This is a genomic window from Streptomyces sp. SID14515 (assembly GCF_010548505.1).
Lineage (GTDB): Bacteria > Actinomycetota > Actinomycetes > Streptomycetales > Streptomycetaceae > Streptomyces > Streptomyces caviscabies.
In genome coordinates this window covers 1-14,364 of record NZ_JAAGMH010000034.1, presented here as the reverse complement: position 1 = coordinate 14,364, position 14,364 = coordinate 1, and the positions used below count along the sequence as shown (strand labels likewise).

At 71.8% G+C, this 14,364-nt stretch carries 15 protein-coding genes; 7 read left to right on the top strand and 8 right to left on the bottom strand.

Annotated features, from left to right (window positions below; genetic code table 11):
* The first annotated feature begins 356 nt into the window (after positions 1-356).
* Positions 357-1,040, top strand: coding sequence for an ATP-binding protein (locus tag G3I54_RS06265; RefSeq protein WP_343240277.1), 684 nt, complete (start codon positions 357-359; stop codon positions 1,038-1,040).
* On the opposite strand, the gene G3I54_RS06260 is transcribed toward G3I54_RS06265, so the two are convergent.
* The 4 genes from G3I54_RS06260 to G3I54_RS06245 all read right to left on the bottom strand — a co-directional run bounded on the left by G3I54_RS06260 (position 1,025) and on the right by G3I54_RS06245 (position 3,913).
* Positions 1,025-1,432, bottom strand: coding sequence for a hypothetical protein (locus G3I54_RS06260; protein ID WP_164611965.1), 408 nt, complete (start codon positions 1,430-1,432; stop codon positions 1,025-1,027). The two genes, G3I54_RS06265 and G3I54_RS06260, sit on opposite strands and share 16 nt — an antisense overlap.
* 89 nt (positions 1,433-1,521) lie before the next feature.
* The gene (locus G3I54_RS06255) at positions 1,522-2,286 is read right to left on the bottom strand and encodes a hypothetical protein (protein ID WP_164611962.1); all 765 of its coding nucleotides are present in this window, start codon (positions 2,284-2,286) and stop codon (positions 1,522-1,524) included.
* A gap of 169 nt (positions 2,287-2,455) precedes the next feature.
* Complete coding sequence (locus G3I54_RS06250; RefSeq protein WP_164611960.1) at positions 2,456-3,004, bottom strand: GNAT family N-acetyltransferase; 549 nt, start codon at positions 3,002-3,004, stop codon at positions 2,456-2,458.
* 15 nt (positions 3,005-3,019) lie between these two features.
* Positions 3,020-3,913, bottom strand: a complete 894-nt coding sequence (locus G3I54_RS06245) for an NADP-dependent oxidoreductase (RefSeq protein ID WP_164611958.1) — start codon at positions 3,911-3,913, stop codon at positions 3,020-3,022.
* A gap of 70 nt (positions 3,914-3,983) precedes the next feature.
* On the opposite strand from G3I54_RS06245, the gene G3I54_RS06240 reads away from it, so the two are divergent.
* The 3 genes from G3I54_RS06240 to G3I54_RS06230 all read left to right on the top strand — a co-directional run bounded on the left by G3I54_RS06240 (position 3,984) and on the right by G3I54_RS06230 (position 6,929).
* On the top strand, positions 3,984-4,577 hold the full coding sequence (locus tag G3I54_RS06240) for a TetR/AcrR family transcriptional regulator (protein ID WP_164611956.1): 594 nt from the start codon (positions 3,984-3,986) through the stop codon (positions 4,575-4,577).
* A gap of 186 nt (positions 4,578-4,763) precedes the next feature.
* The gene (locus G3I54_RS06235) at positions 4,764-5,804 is read left to right on the top strand and encodes a 3,4-dioxygenase subunit beta (RefSeq protein WP_239144257.1); all 1,041 of its coding nucleotides are present in this window, start codon (positions 4,764-4,766) and stop codon (positions 5,802-5,804) included.
* Positions 5,805-5,948: 144 nt separating this feature from the next.
* Positions 5,949-6,929, top strand: coding sequence for a glutaminase (locus G3I54_RS06230; protein ID WP_164611954.1), 981 nt, complete (start codon positions 5,949-5,951; stop codon positions 6,927-6,929).
* On the opposite strand, the gene G3I54_RS06225 is transcribed toward G3I54_RS06230, so the two are convergent.
* The 3 genes from G3I54_RS06225 to G3I54_RS06215 all read right to left on the bottom strand — a co-directional run bounded on the left by G3I54_RS06225 (position 6,907) and on the right by G3I54_RS06215 (position 9,680).
* Positions 6,907-7,671 carry a class I SAM-dependent methyltransferase gene (locus tag G3I54_RS06225; protein WP_164611952.1) on the bottom strand — a complete coding sequence of 255 codons (765 nt, stop codon included), beginning with the start codon at positions 7,669-7,671 and terminating at the stop codon, positions 6,907-6,909. The two genes, G3I54_RS06230 and G3I54_RS06225, sit on opposite strands and share 23 nt — an antisense overlap.
* 53 nt (positions 7,672-7,724) lie before the next feature.
* On the bottom strand, positions 7,725-8,090 hold the full coding sequence (locus tag G3I54_RS06220; protein ID WP_164611949.1) for a hypothetical protein: 366 nt from the start codon (positions 8,088-8,090) through the stop codon (positions 7,725-7,727).
* A 195-nt stretch (positions 8,091-8,285) separates the two neighbouring features.
* Positions 8,286-9,680 carry an MFS transporter gene (locus G3I54_RS06215; RefSeq protein ID WP_164612113.1) on the bottom strand — a complete coding sequence of 465 codons (1,395 nt, stop codon included), beginning with the start codon at positions 9,678-9,680 and terminating at the stop codon, positions 8,286-8,288.
* A gap of 200 nt (positions 9,681-9,880) precedes the next feature.
* Here G3I54_RS06215 and G3I54_RS06210 point away from each other — a divergent pair, with 200 nt between their 5' ends.
* Complete coding sequence (locus G3I54_RS06210) at positions 9,881-10,909, top strand: helix-turn-helix domain-containing protein (RefSeq protein ID WP_239144256.1); 1,029 nt, start codon at positions 9,881-9,883, stop codon at positions 10,907-10,909.
* Positions 10,906-12,054, top strand: coding sequence for a tRNA dihydrouridine synthase DusB (dusB, locus tag G3I54_RS06205; protein WP_164611947.1), 1,149 nt, complete (start codon positions 10,906-10,908; stop codon positions 12,052-12,054). Before G3I54_RS06210 ends, dusB begins: the two co-directional genes overlap by 4 nt.
* 31 nt (positions 12,055-12,085) lie before the next feature.
* On the opposite strand, the gene G3I54_RS06200 is transcribed toward dusB, so the two are convergent.
* Positions 12,086-12,841 (bottom strand): GntR family transcriptional regulator, encoded by a 756-nt coding sequence (locus G3I54_RS06200; protein ID WP_164611945.1) that lies wholly within the window; start codon positions 12,839-12,841, stop codon positions 12,086-12,088.
* A 267-nt stretch (positions 12,842-13,108) separates the two neighbouring features.
* Between G3I54_RS06200 and G3I54_RS06195 the strand changes: the two genes are divergently transcribed.
* A complete protein-coding gene (locus G3I54_RS06195) occupies positions 13,109-14,287 on the top strand; it encodes an extracellular solute-binding protein (RefSeq protein WP_137233313.1) in 1,179 nt (392 codons plus the stop codon).
* The last annotated feature ends 77 nt before the right edge of the window (positions 14,288-14,364 follow it).

The window sequence follows — 14,364 nt, the reverse complement described above, 5'->3', positions numbered from 1 at the left end:
CCGCAGGCGAGCCAAGCTGCGACGAGAGAGGCAGGCGAGGGCGCCGACCACCGGCGGCTGGGAGTGCGACGCGACACGGCGGACGCCGTGAGCAGTGCTGTGTGCACGCCCGACACGATCACCAGCCAGGACGCCAACTCGGTGCTCGTCAGCGTCCTTTCGTCCCGGACTCCTTGCGGCTGAATCAGGAGAGCGCCGTGCGCGATGTAGGCGTTGAGGCGCTCCTGGCGTCGGTCAGGTTCTCGTCGAAGCCGCGGCCGTGGACCCGCGCGGCGTCATCCTGCCAGGCGGGGTTCGGCGCGGTCCTCTCCACCGGACATGGCCGATCCGCCGCCGTACCCGGCAGGATGGGGCTCGTGCCGAAGAACTCACCGGACCGCGCAGGCGGCGTCCTCCGCCCCGATGGCCGCCCGTCCGCGATCCCGATTCCGGCCGGACTCGTCGTCCTCGTCGGCCCGCCCGCCTCCGGCAAGACGAGCTTCGTCCGGGCGCTGGTCGAGCGGGGGCAGATCGAGGCGGAGGCCGTGGTGTCCAGCGACGAGATCCGCGCGGAGCTGTTCGGTGATGCGGGACGGGGGCCGGAGCCGACGGATCCCGGCGCGGCGGATGGGGCGGATGGGGCGGGCGCGACGGATGCGGCAGACGCGCGGATCTTCGAGGAGCGCGACCGCCGGATCGTCGCCCGGCTCGCCGCCGGGCGCAGCGTGATCGCCGAGTCGACGAACGTCACGCCCCGGGCACGGGAACGGCTCATCGCCATCGCACGGCGCTTCGGCGCCCCGGTGACCGCCCTGCGCTTCGCTCCGGACGTCGCCGACCTCCTCCAGCAGTACGCCGAGCGGGGCCGCACGGACCTCACCACTGCGGACGTCCGCGCCTACGCGACCGTGATGAGCCGTGACGCCGGTGCCGACCGGCTCCGGTCCGAGGGGGCGGCCGCCGTCCACGATGTGCCGGGACGCCGCCAGTCGGTCACGCCCGCCGAGGCCGCCGCACGTTTCGTCTTCGGCCGGGTGCTGCCCGGCTACCACTTGACCTGATGGAATTCCATCGTGCCGAAGGTCATGAAGTCCATGACGTAGCTCCACAGCGCGTACCGCCGCTGACCGGCGCCCCGATAGGTCTTGCCGAAACCGTTGTCGAGGATCTCGTTCCAGCCCTCGCCCTGTCCGTAGTGCGCGAACAGCCGGTCGTTGCGCCGCGCCGCGTCCTCTCCGGACTCCGCCGGGGTCTGGTAGGTCACCTCGTGCAGCCGGCCGCGCCAGAGAGTGAGAAGCAGACGGCCGCCGTCGACCGCATAGGTGTTCACGACCGCGCCGGGAGCGTTCTCGTGAGGGCTTGACGACGTGAGTTCGCCGGGGAGCCGTATCTCGTCGGCGGAGCACCGCAACTCCAGCAACGGCAGCAGGGTATCGGTGGGGTGGTGGTCCATGAGGGGCCACCCTAGGCCGTGTCCGTACCCGTACCCGTACCCGTACCCGGCGGGCAGGCTCCCGCCGGCCCGCCGGGTACGGACGGGTGTCACTTCACCACGACGTTGTCACCGGACGACTTCGACGGCCCGGTGGTGGTGTTGCCGCCGTACGACCAGCGCCAGGTGCCTGTCTTGGAGGCCTTCACGGTCGTCTTGAGGTTGCCCGAGCCGTTCGCGTAGACCTTCTTCACCGTGGTGTACGAGGAGGAGCTGGAAGGCTTGAACTGCAGGCTCACATGCCGGCCTTCGTACGCCGCGTATTTTCTGGTCTCCCAGTTCGCCCGGGTGACCTTTCCGGTCACGGTGATCGTCTTGCCCTTGGCCACCGGTTCGGGCGAGGCGTTGACGGTCAGGCGGGAGTTGCGCTTGACGTGGATGGTCAGTCCCTTGGCGTCGACGTCACCGCCGCCCCCCTTGAAGGACACCTCGGCCCCGACCTTCCAGGCCCCGGCCTCGCTGTTGCGCATGTCCCACACGCTCGGGTCGAAGTACATCCTCTCGTTGAAGTCGCAGACGCCCGCGCTCACCTTGATGCAGTCGCTCGTCTCGATGGCGTGCCACAGTCGGTCATCGCCGCCGCTGCGGTACAGGAACACCGCCGGGAACTTCCACTTGTGGGTGGTCGCCATCCGGAAGGACGCGGGCACCGCGACCTCCTTCGTCGTCCCGATGACGATCGGCTTGCCGCCGTTCACCTGGACCCGGCTGAACGCGACCCCGCCCTCGGCCGCCCCGGCCGGCACCGCCGCCACGGCCGTGAACACCGCCGCCGCCCCACCGGCTACGACGGCTCTCCAGACCTGCTTCCCCACCTGATCCCCGATCTCCGTACGGAAAGACGCCGGAGGCTCAACCCTCCGGACGCTTTACAGACAGCCGGTGTCCATGCGGGGTTGTACAGCCGCGCATCACGATGGGGCATCGGCGGTGGTGGTGTCGTGGTCAGCGGTCGTGGACAGAGGTCGTGGACAGAGGGCGTGGTCAGCGCCGACGGCCTTCGGGGAAGCGGAACTCCAGGAGCAGTTCCCCGGTTTCGCTCGGCACCTGCCGGAATCCCGCCTTCTCCCAGGCACGTACAGCCCGTACGTTCTCGCGTACGGGATCGACGGTCACGCGCCGCCAGCCGAGCTCCCCGCCCAAGTGCGCCAGGAGCACCCGTGTGGCGTCCGGGCCCAACCCCCGTCCCTGCGAAGCCGGTTGAAGCACCAGGTCGATGCCGCCCTCCATGCCGCCTTCGGTGCGGTCCTCGGTGCCGTTCTCAGTGCCGTCCTCAGCTGCGTCGGCGTGCCAGAACTGGGCGTAGCCCACCGGGGTGCCCTCGGCCAGCACGAGATAGGACTGCACCCGCGGCCGACGCCGGCCGACGTACTTCTCGGCCACCTCGGCGCGCGACAGCGGTACGCCGCCCCAGTACGCGACGAAGTCCGGTGAGGCGAACCACCCGGCCAGCAGGTCGAGATCGTCCTCCGTGGTCGGGACGAGGCGGGTCAGTGCTCCGTCGAGCGTGGTCGTCGTGGTTCCTTCGGGCATGTGCCGATCTCCGTGTCAGATGACCATGACGCGGCGGCCCCGGGCGTGCCCCGTCCGGCTGTCGGCGTGCGCGGCCGCCGCATCGCCGAGCGCGTAGGACTTCTCGACCGGGATGTGCAGCCTGCCGCGCGCGATCAGCGCGGCGGCCTCGGCCAGCGCGTCCGGCACGCTGCCCGCCACACCGGAGAACCGTACGCCGAACCGCGGCGCTTCCAGGTCGGCGATGGAGACGACCTTCGCCGGATCACCGGTCAGCTCGACCAGTTCGGGAATCACGCCCGAGCCCGCCAGGTCGAGGGCCGCGTCGACCGGGCCGAGCCGCCGCACCCGCTCGACCCAGCCTTCGCCGTACGTCGTGGCGAGCGCGCCCAGGTCGCGCAGGTAGTCCTGGTTGGCGGCCCCCGCCGTGCCGATCACCGGGATGCCGCGGTCGCGGGCGATCTGCAGCACCGCCGAACCGACTCCGCCGGACGCGCCACTGACCAGCAACGTCTCTCCGGGCCGTACGCCGACCTCGCGGAGGACGCGCAGCGCGGTCTCCACCACGGACGGGTAGCCGGCCGCCTCCTCGAACGTCAGGCCCTCGGGCATCCGGGCCCAGGCCGACAGCACGGTGAACTCGGCGTAGGTGTCGGCCCCTTCGCCGAAGACGTGGTCGCCGATCTCCACCCCCTCGACGCCCTCGCCGACCTCGTCCACCACCCCGGCGGCATCGATCCCCACCCCTGACGGCAGCGAGATCGGGTGCGCGCCCAGGACCTGCCCCTCGCGCAGCCGCCAGTCGACGGGGTTCACCCCCGCCGCGCGCACGGAGACGCGTATGCGGCCGGGGCCCGCGTGGGGCTCCTCGGCATCGACGAGGCGGAGGACATCGGGGCCGCCGAACGCGGCGAAGCTCACTTTCTTCATGCGGCCGACCGTAACACTAACGGTTAGCTTTTTGGATCGGTTACGTATGCGGATTTGGTAGCGTCACGTCATGACCGAGCAGACCGGCCGCCGCGAACGCAAGAAGGCCGCGACCCGCCAGAAGATCGCCGACACCGCTCTGCGCCTCTTCCTGGAACGCGGTTACGAGGCCGTGGGCATCCGTGACGTGGCCGCCGAGGCCGACGTGGCGGTCACCACGCTCTTCTCCCACTTCGCCTCGAAGGAAGCGCTGGTCTTCGAGCAGGACCCGGGCTTCGAGCAGGGTCTCCTGAGAGCGGTGGCCGACCGTGCGCCGGACGAGCCGCTGATCCCCTCGCTCCGTCGCGAGGTCCACGCCCTGGTGCGCCACTGCACGGCGCCCGGGGCCGCCCCGGTCTGGAACATGATCCAGTCGTCCCCGGCGCTGCGGGAGTACGAGGAGTCGATGCGGCTGCGCCACGCGGATTCGCTGGCCGCGGCCCTCGCCGCCGACCTCGGCGTGCCGGAGACGTTGATCGCCTGCCGTACCATCGCCCGCTTCGTGATCGACGCGTACGCGCTGGCCCGCGAGGCGGCCGATCCGGAGGCGGCGGTGGACGAGGTCTTCCGAATGATCGAGGCGGCCTGGGGGGTGGCCCGCCTCGACCGGCCCAGCACCGCGTGACCTGACGGGCGGTGCTCCGTTCACCCTGAACGGCTGGACCGGGCGAACCACAGGAACAACTGCCCCGGCGGCGGCCGTTCTCAGGGTGCGCACAGGCGGTGCCGAGGCCCGTCATGGGTTCAGCGGCGAGGGTGGGCAGCGGGCCGACGTACCCGTCGTCCCGGCACCGCTGACGGAAGGCACGCGATGAGGAAGCCGAAACCCGGCATGACGCCCGGAGGCCCCGCCTACGAAGGGCGTCTGCTGCCACATCCGGGGGAAGAGGTCGTCGATCAGGGCCTGCGGTTCGACCTCGGCACCCTGCACTCGCGCAGAAGGGTCCTGGGCCTCCTCGGCGGGGTCGGCGGTATGGCCGCTCTGGCGGCGTGCGGCTCGGGCTCCACGTCCGCGAACCGCGCCTCCGCATCGGCCTCCTCCTCAGCCCCGGCGGCCTCCTCGGCCTCCTCGCTGACCGAGATCCCCGATGAGACGAACGGTCCGTACCCAGCCGACGGAACGAACGGAGTCAATGTCCTGGACAAGGACGGCATCGTCCGCCAGGACATCCGGTCGAGCTTCGGAGACTCCAGCGCGACGGCCGAGGGAATCCCCTTCACCTTCGAACTCACCGTGCTGGACATCGTCGAAGGCGGCGAGCCGATGGCCGGCGCGGCCGTCTACGCCTGGCAGTGCGACCGGGACGGCAAGTACTCGCTGTACTCCGAAGGGGTCGAGAACGAGAACTACCTCCGCGGCGTACAGGTGGCGGACAACCAGGGCCGGGTGAAGTTCGTCAGCGTCTTCCCCGCCTGCTACCCGGGACGCTGGCCGCATGTGCACTTCGAGATCTACCCCGACCTCGACTCCGTCACCGACTACGACAAGCGCCTGTCGACCTCACAGCTGGCGCTCCCCAAGAAGGCCTGCGACAGCGCCTTCGCCACGGCCGGATACGAGTCCTCCGTCGAGAACCTCGCCCAGCTCACCCTCAAGACCGACAACGTCTTCGGGGACGACGGCGGGGTCCACCAGCTCGCCGCCACCACCGGATCCCCGAAAGCCGGCTACACGGCGACCCTGACCGTGCCCATCGACACCAGCACCGAACCCACCGGAGGCAACGCCCCGGGAGGAGGGCCGGAAGGAGGATCGGGCGGAGGGCCGGATGGCGGCAGCGGCGGGGGCCCGGGCGGGGGTGGGCAGCCGCCCAGCGGAGCCCCGACCGGCGCACCGCCGTCGGCGGGCTGAGCCCGAACCCGTACGGTGCGTGGCGCGCGGCGTGTGGAGCGTGGTGACGGAGGTGTTTTTGGCTGCTTCCGGTGGGCGGGTCAGACTGTGGACGGTCTCCCGCCCGCAGGGCTCCCCGCTCCGCCTCCCCGTCAGGAAAACGCCGTGTCCCACGCCTCCGCCGCCCCTCGGGCGGGCAGCGCAGCCCCGAGCGCCGCCCCGAGCGCCGGCTCGCACCGCTTCGGCGCCGTCATCAGCCGCATAGCCGAGGAGATGGCTGCACTCGACGACCACGGCAGCCCCGCCGACTACATACCGATGCTCGCCGGAGCCGACCCCCGGCGGTTCGGCATGGCCGTCGCGGAGCCGGACGGGACCGTCTACGGGGTCGGCGACTGGCAGCAGCCGTTCTCCACGCAGTCCATCACCAAGGTGTTCGCCCTGGCCCTGGCGCTCTCCCTGGACGGCGAACAGCTCTGGCGGGGCGTGGGCCGCGAGCCCTCGGGCAACCCCTTCAACTCCCTGGTGCAGCTGGAGTACGAGAACGGGATCCCCCGGAACCCGTTCATCAACGCCGGGGCCCTGGTGGTGACCGACCGGCTGCAGGCGCTCACCGGGGACGCGGCCGGCCAGGTGCGGGAGCTGCTGCGATCGGAGAGCGGGAACGCGGCCATCGACTTCATGCCGGAGGTCGCCGCCTCCGAAGCGGCCTTCGGTGACCGCAACGCCGCGCTGGCCCACTTCATGGCCTCCTACGGCAACATCACGCTCCCGGTCCCCGAACTGCTCTCCGCCTACTTCCGGCAGTGCTCGATCGAGGCGTCCTGCGCCGACCTGGCCCTCTCCGCCGGGTTCCTGGCCCGGCACGGCGTCCGGGCCGACGGCACGGCGCTGCTGACCCGCAGCCAGGCGAAGCAGGTCAACGCGGTGATGCTCACCTGTGGGACGTACGACGCGGCCGGAGAGTTCGCCTATCGGGTGGGGCTGCCCGGCAAGAGCGGTGTCGGCGGCGGGATCATCGCCATCGTGCCCGGTGTGTGCACCCTGTGCGTGTGGAGCCCGGGCCTCGACCGGCGCGGCAACTCGGTGGCGGGTGTGTCGGCCCTCGACCGCTTCACCACGCTCACCGGGCTGTCCGTCTTCTGACTTCTGTCTTCTGACTGGCGATCAGGCGGTACATCGGGTCCGGGCGGGGCGTGTCCTGGTCCGGGAGTGCGGCGAGTCGGCGGCACACGTAGGCCACCCGGTCCCGGGGTGCGTGGGTGCACCAGAAGATGTCGCCCGCCTCGATCGCCTCGCGCCACCCGCGAGGGCTGCGGCCCTGCCCCGTGCCGGGGAACACCGTCCGGCCGGCCATGCTCAACCCCAGTTCCGCCGCCCGGTCGAGCACCCATGTGGACCGGTCGGGCACCCGGGGCGCGTACGCGCGTCGCAGGTCCGCCGTGGCCTCGGCGATGTCGCTGTCCCCGGTGAAGTACGCGTCGTTCTTGTCGACCGTGGTGATCAGCACCCCGCCGGGCCGCAGCACCCTGGCCGCCTCGACCAGTACGGGTGTCGGGTCCGGGAGCAGATGCAGCAGCCAGACGATCACGACGGCGTCCACCGTCCTCGACGCGAAAGGCAGTGCTGTGGCGTCGCCGCGTACGACGCCTCCCGGCAACCGGCGTGCGGCGAGGCCCAGCATGCCCGGCGAACGGTCGACGCCCACCACCGTCCGCTCCGGACGCCGCAGCCGTTCGGTCACGATGCCCGTGCCGCACGCGATGTCCAGGATCGTGCACGCCCCTTGCGGCAGGAGCCGTTCCACCCCGTCCGCCGCGGCCCGGGCCCTCGGTTCGCCGCCTCGGGTCGCGTCGTAGTGCCGGGCCTCGTCGTCGTAATCGAGCATGTGTCCGTCCTGTCCCGGCGCCCCGGCCTCTCGCGTGGCTCGTGGCTCGTGGCTCAGCGTTCGGCGGGGGCGCCGAGCTGCTTGATCTTCTCGAAGGGGTACGCCACCACCGTCACCACGACCAGGCCGTGGACGGCGAACGCCACCAGCCCCCAGGTGGGGACCGACGTACCGCCGTCCCTCAGGGCGGCACTGCCGATGACCACCAACGGGGCGAGGCTGAGGATCGCGGCCCCCGTGCACCAGAACGCCACCAGGCTGTTCGCCCGACTCCGTAGCTCCGGGTCCGACGTCACCTCTGCCGGGACCTCGTAGCCGACGGACCTGTCGCAGACCGTGCCCCGATATCCGATGCGGGCCGCCAGCGAACTGGCGGCACCCAGCAGCAGGAAGCAGCCGAAGATGAACAGATGGGCCATGCGGCACCTCGCGGGCTCGTCGTCCCGGGGACCTTAGCGGATGGGCTCCGGCTCCTCGCCTTCCCCGGCCGGACGGTGCTGACGGGGCGTCCACCGCGTAACCGTCACCCGGTTCCGGTCCGAGAGGGGGACCTGCTCGCCCCTCCCAGGCAGCGTAGGCGTGCGATCGACGGGCCGTGTGCGCGGCCCCGCCGCTCACGCCACCGTGCGCGGCAGCCGCAGGCTCAGCCCGACCGTCAGCGCCACCGCCGCCAACTGCACCAGCAGTGTCACGACCAGCGCGTCCCGCATGCCCAGGCCCGGCACCAGCGCCAGGAACAGGGTGCCCAGCGTCGCCACCCCGAGGGCCAGCGCCGCCTGCTGCGTCGTCGTCATCACGCCGCCGCCCACCCCGGCCTTCTCCGGCGGTACGTCGGAGAGCACGATCCGGAACAGCACGGGAAGCTGGAGGCCCTGGCCGAGGCCCGCGATCGCCACCCCCGGCAGCAGGCCCCACAGCCCCAGGCCCTGCCAGGCGAAGTGCGCGGTCAGTGCCAGCACGACGATGCCCACCGCCTGGATCAGCCCACCCGCCGTGACGACCCGGGTGCCGTACCGGCGTACCAGGCGGGGGCCCGCCAGCGAGGCGCCGAAGAAGGCCAGCGCCATCGGGGCGAGCGAGAGGCCGGCCGCCGCCGGGCCGAGGCGCAGGCCCTGCTGGAGCGCCACCGCGATCACGAACATGAAGCCGCCGAAGCCGATCGAGAACGGCACCACCAGCGCCAGGCCTCGCCGCAGCGAGTCCAGCCGCAGCAGGCTCGGCGGGACCAGCGGCACCCGGCCCAGCCGGTCGGCCCGCCGCTCCACCCGGTAGAAGGCGTACGCGGAGAAGGGGAACAGGGCCAGCGAGACCCAGGTCCACAGCGGCCACCCGGCGGCCCGGCCCTCCGTCAGCGGGGCCAGCAGGGTGACCAGGGAGAGGGCGAGCAGCAGGGTTCCCGGTACGTCCACGGGGGCCGGGCGGTCCGAGCGGGTCTCCGGGACCGCGCGGGCGGCCAGGATCAGGCCCACCACCGCCACCGGCACGTTCACCAGGAACACCGACCGCCAGCCCGCGCTCTCGCCGAACACCGAGGACATCGGGGCGGCGGCGACCAGCACCCCGCCCAGGATCTGGCCCGCGACCATCGACAGCCCGGCCGTCGCCCCGTACAGGCTCATCGCCCGGGCCCGGCGCGGGCCCCGCGTCGCGGCCTGGATCGTGGCCAGCACCTGCGGCAGCATCAGCGCGGCGGCCGCCCCCTGCGCCACCCGGGCGCCGACCAGCGTCCAGGCGTCCGGGGCGAGCCCGCAGGCCAGCGAGGTGATCCCGAAGGCCGCCATGCCGATCAGGAACAGCCGCCTGCGGCCCACCATGTCGCCGAGCCGCCCGCCGAGGACCAGCAGCACGGCGTACGCGAGGCCGTAGCCGGCGACGACCAGTTCGAGCATGGCCGGGCCCGCGTCCAGATCGCGGTCGATCGTGGGCAGCGCGACGTTCACGATGAAGAAGTCGATGAGCGGGAGTGCCGCGCCCAGCAGCACGGTGAACAGGCCGAGCGCGCCCAGCACGGGCGTGGGGTGGTCATGGCGGACAGGGCCGGTGGGTTCGCCGGTGGCGGGGGTGGCCCGTTCCGGCGCGAGGGATGTGTGTACGGATGATTCACTCACGCCGTCGACTGTGCCGCCGATCCCAACGTGGTACCAGAGTGTCTTTATCCTGGTACAAGCAGTACCTGGCAACAGGCCGGGACGCCCGGCACGCTGGAGGCATGACGTCCATGGCAGCTGCCCGCCCGCCCGCGACCGGCGCACCCCGCGCACCCCGCGAGGAGCGACAGGAGCGCGAGCCGCGACAGGAGCTACGCGAGCCGCGACAGGAGCTACAGGAGCGCGAGGAGTCCGCGTCCGACGCCCGGCGGCACGAGCTCGCCGCCTTCCTGCGCAGCCGCCGCGAGCGCATCACCCCCGAACAGGTCGGCCTGGTCCGGGGCCGTCGCCGCCGCACCCCCGGGCTGCGCCGCGAGGAGGTCGCCCAGCTCTCGGCGGTCGGGGTCACCTGGTACACCTGGCTCGAACAGGCCCGGGACATCCAGGTCTCCGCCCAGGTGCTGGACGCCCTCGCCCGCGCCCTGCTGCTCGACCCGAGCGAGCGCAGCCACCTCTTCGCGCTCGCCGAGGCCGTCGACCCGGCCCCCGGCACCCAGTGCCCCACCGTCACCCCGGCGCTGCGGACCATGCTGGAGCAGCTGGACCCGATTCCGGCCTGTATCCAGAACAGCCGGTACGACGTCCTCGCGTACAACCGCACCTACGCCCGGCTCCTCTGCGACCTGGACGCGGTGCCGCCCGAGGACCGCAACTGCCTGCTGCTGGCCTTCACCCACGACGACTGGCGGGCCTCGGTGGTCGATCTGCCCGAGGTCACCCGGACGATGGCCGCCAAGTTCCGCGCCGCGATGGCCGGACATCTGGCCGAGCCCGCCTGGAAGGCGCTGGTGCGGCGGCTGGAGACCAGGTCGCCGGAGTTCCGCGAGGTGTGGGAGCGCCATGAGGTGATCGAGCAGCAGGGCCGCACCAAGTACATCCGCAACGCCCACGTGGGGCTGCTGTACGTCGAGCACACCAACCTCTGGCTCGGCCCTCTCAGCGGCCCGCGCATGGTCAGCTACCCGCCGGTGGACGCCGAGACCCGGACCCGGCTGGAGCGGCTGCACCGGATCGCCCTCGAAGCCGAACCAGGGGCGGCCGGGGCAGCCGGGACCGCCACCCGTCCGGCGTACGCGACAATGGAGCAATGACCACGCTCGCCCCCGCCCTCCCGCAGCTCCGCATCGGCCCGCACACCGTGCAGCCGCCGGTCGTGCTGGCCCCGATGGCCGGCATCACCAACGCCCCGTTCCGGACGCTGTGCCGGGAGTTCTCCGGGGGCAAAGGGCTGTTCGTCAGCGAGATGATCACCACGCGGGCGCTGGTCGAGCGCAACGAGAAGACCATGCAGCTCATCCACTTCGACGCGGCCGAGACCCCGCGCTCGATCCAGCTGTACGGAGTGGACCCGGTCACCGTCGGCAAGGCGGTCCGGATGATCGTCGACGAGGGCCTGGCCGACCACATCGACCTGAACTTCGGCTGCCCGGTCCCCAAGGTCACCCGCAAGGGCGGCGGCTCCGCACTCCCGTACAAGCGGCCCTTGCTGCGCGCCATCCTCCACCAGGCCGTCTCCAACGCCGGTGACCTCCCCGTCACCATCAAGATGCGCAAGGGCATCGACGACGACCACATCACCTTCCTCGACGCGGGCCGCATCGCCGTCGAGGAGGGCGTCACCGCCGTCGCCCTGCACGGCCGCACCGCCGCCCAGCACTACGGCGGCACCGCCGACTGGGACGCCATCGCCCGGCTCAAGGAGCACGTCCCGGAAATCCCCGTGCTCGGCAACGGCGACATCTGGTGCGCAGACGACGCCCTGCGGATGATGCGGGAGACCGGCTGCGACGGGGTGGTGGTCGGACGCGGGTGCCTCGGGCGGCCCTGGCTCTTCGCCGACCTGGTGAGCGCCATGGAGGGCCGTACGGAACGCCACGCGCCCACCCTGCGCGAGGTCGCGGACGTCATGGTGCGCCACGCGACGCTGCTGGGGGAGTGGATCGGCGACGAGACCCGCGGCGTGATCGACTTCCGCAAGCACGTGGCCTGGTATCTCAAGGGCTTCGCGGTCGGCTCCGAGATGCGCAAGAAGCTGGCGATCACCTCCTCGCTGGAGGAGCTGGCCGGCCAGCTGCACGAACTGGACCTCGACCAGCCCTGGCCGGACGGCGCCGACGGGCCGCGCGGCCGCACCTCGGGCAACAACCGGGTCGTCCTGCCGGACGGCTGGCTGAAGGACCCCTACGACTGCTCGGGCATCAGCGCCGACGCGGAGCTGGACACCTCCGGCGGCTAGGCCGTACCTGCCCTGGGCCCGGGGTGAGCTCTCACCCTGCGACGCTCGGCCCCGCCCGCCGCTCCAACGGCGCCGCCGCCGCGCTGTTCATCACGTTGAAGACGACGCTGCCCGCCCGGTAGCGGTCGTCCGTCCACTCGATGGCCCGGCCCGCCGCCGTGTACGTCAGATGGCGTTGCCGCAGCAGCGGGCTGGCCCGGCGGATCCGCAGCAGCCGGGCGTCCTCGCTGCCCGCCGCGACCGCGTCGATCAGGTGCTCGCCGTGGTGGGCCACGACGTCCGCCCGCTCCGCGATGCTGTCCATGATCGAGACGCAGTCCTCCGGCAGCGCGCGGACCGTCGGGGCCACCCATGGCGCGTACGCCGTCCGCTCGACCATCACCGGCTCGCCGTCCAGGTGCCGCAGGCGCAGGACGTACAGCACCTCGCTGCCCGGGGCGGTGTCCAGGCGGGCCGCCTCCTCGTCGGTCGCGGGGCGGGTGGTGCGGGTCAGGATGCGGCTGGAGACCTCGCAGCCCATCGCCCGCGCCCACTGGGCGAAGCTGTTGAGCTGCTCGAAACTCTGCCGGCGCTCCTGGCGCAGGACCACCCGGCGGGCGCCCTGCCGGGAGCCGATCAGGCCCTCGGAGGCCAGCAGCGCCACCGCCTGGCGGACCGTGCCGCGCGAGGCCTCCCAGCGGGCGGCGAGGTCGCTCTCGGACGGCAGTCGGGAGCCCGGCGGGTGGACGCCGCTCCGGATCGCCTGCCGCAGCGACTCGGCGATCTCCTCGTAGCGTGAACGGCCCACGCGCCCCCCGTCGGTCGGCTGATACGGATCCGGGCTGTGCACAGGCAGGTAGGTGCGCCACAGTCCGGAAGCTCACTCTAACGCCCCCTCGAACCGTCGCCGCACACGGTTCCGTATCTACCACAACCCCGATATGACGGGCTTTCCTCTTCCTCGTCTCTTGCCGCACCGGACATCGGACGTTAACTCCCCGGACACCTGAGCCGGGCGAACTGATGCCAGCTTGTATGAACAAGTGGCACTCACTTCGCTCCCGGGAGACACACCGTGCGCAGAGCCCGACCCCGCCCCCGTATCCGCGCCAACGGCCGTGCCGTTGCCGCGCTCGCCCTCTCCACCGCCGCCCTCACCGCGCTCACCGCCTGCGGCGCCGCACCCGAGGAGAAGGCCGCGACCGGGGTGAACGGGGTGAAGTCCACCGAGGCCACCTCGGTCGCCGACTTCGGCGGGCTGGAGAAGCTGGTCGCCGCCGCCGAGAAGGAGGGCGAGCTGAACGTGATCGCCCTGCCGCCGGACTGGGCGAACTACGGCGAGGTCATCAAGGCCTTCCAGGCGAAGTACAAGGTCAAGATCAAGAGCGAGACCCCGGACGCCTCCAGCTCCGACGAGATAGCCGCCGTCAAGTCCCGCAAGGGCCAGAAGCGCGCCCCCGACGTCCTCGACCTCGGCATCGCCTTCGCCCGCAGCGGCGCCGCCGAGAACCTCTTCGCCCCGTACAAGGTCACCGCCTGGGACAAGATCCCCGACAGCCAGAAGGACGCGGACGGCCGCTGGTACAACGACTACGGCGGCTATGTCTCCATCGGCTGCGACGCCGCCCGCATCAAGACCTGCCCCGAGACCTTCGCGGACCTGCTGAAGCCCGAATACAAGGGCAAGGTCGCCCTCAACGGCAACCCGACCAAGTCCGGCTCCGCGTTCGGCGGCGTGTACGCGGCCTCCCTCGCCAACAAGGGGTCGTTCGGGGACATCCAGCCCGGCATCGACTTCTTCGGGAAGCTGAAGAAGAGCGGCAACTTCATCCCCGTCGAGTCCACCCCGGCGACCGTCGAGAAGGGCGAGACGCCGATCAGCATCGACTGGGACTACCTGAACGCCGGGTATGCCGACCAGTTCAAGGGCAAGGGCGTCGACTGGAAGGTCTCCGTACCGGCCGACGGCGTCTACGCCCAGTTCTACTCGCAGGCCATCAACAAGGAGGCCCCGCACCCGGCCGCCGCCCGCCTGTGGATGGAGTACCTCTACAGCGCCGAGGGCCAGAACCTCTGGCTCAAGGGCTACGCCCGCCCGGTGCTGCTGCCCGCCATGACCGAGGACGGCACCGCCGACAAGACCTTCGTCGCCAAGCTGCCCGAGGTCGAGGGCACCCCGGCCTTCCCCAGCTCCGACGAGCTCGACAAGGCCAACGCCACCCTCGCCGAGAACTGGGACAAGGCCGTCTCCTGATGACCGTCCCGCACCCGTCCGCCGCCCCGGGACCCGGGGCGGCCACCGCGCAGGGCGGCGGCCGTGCCCGCCGCCGG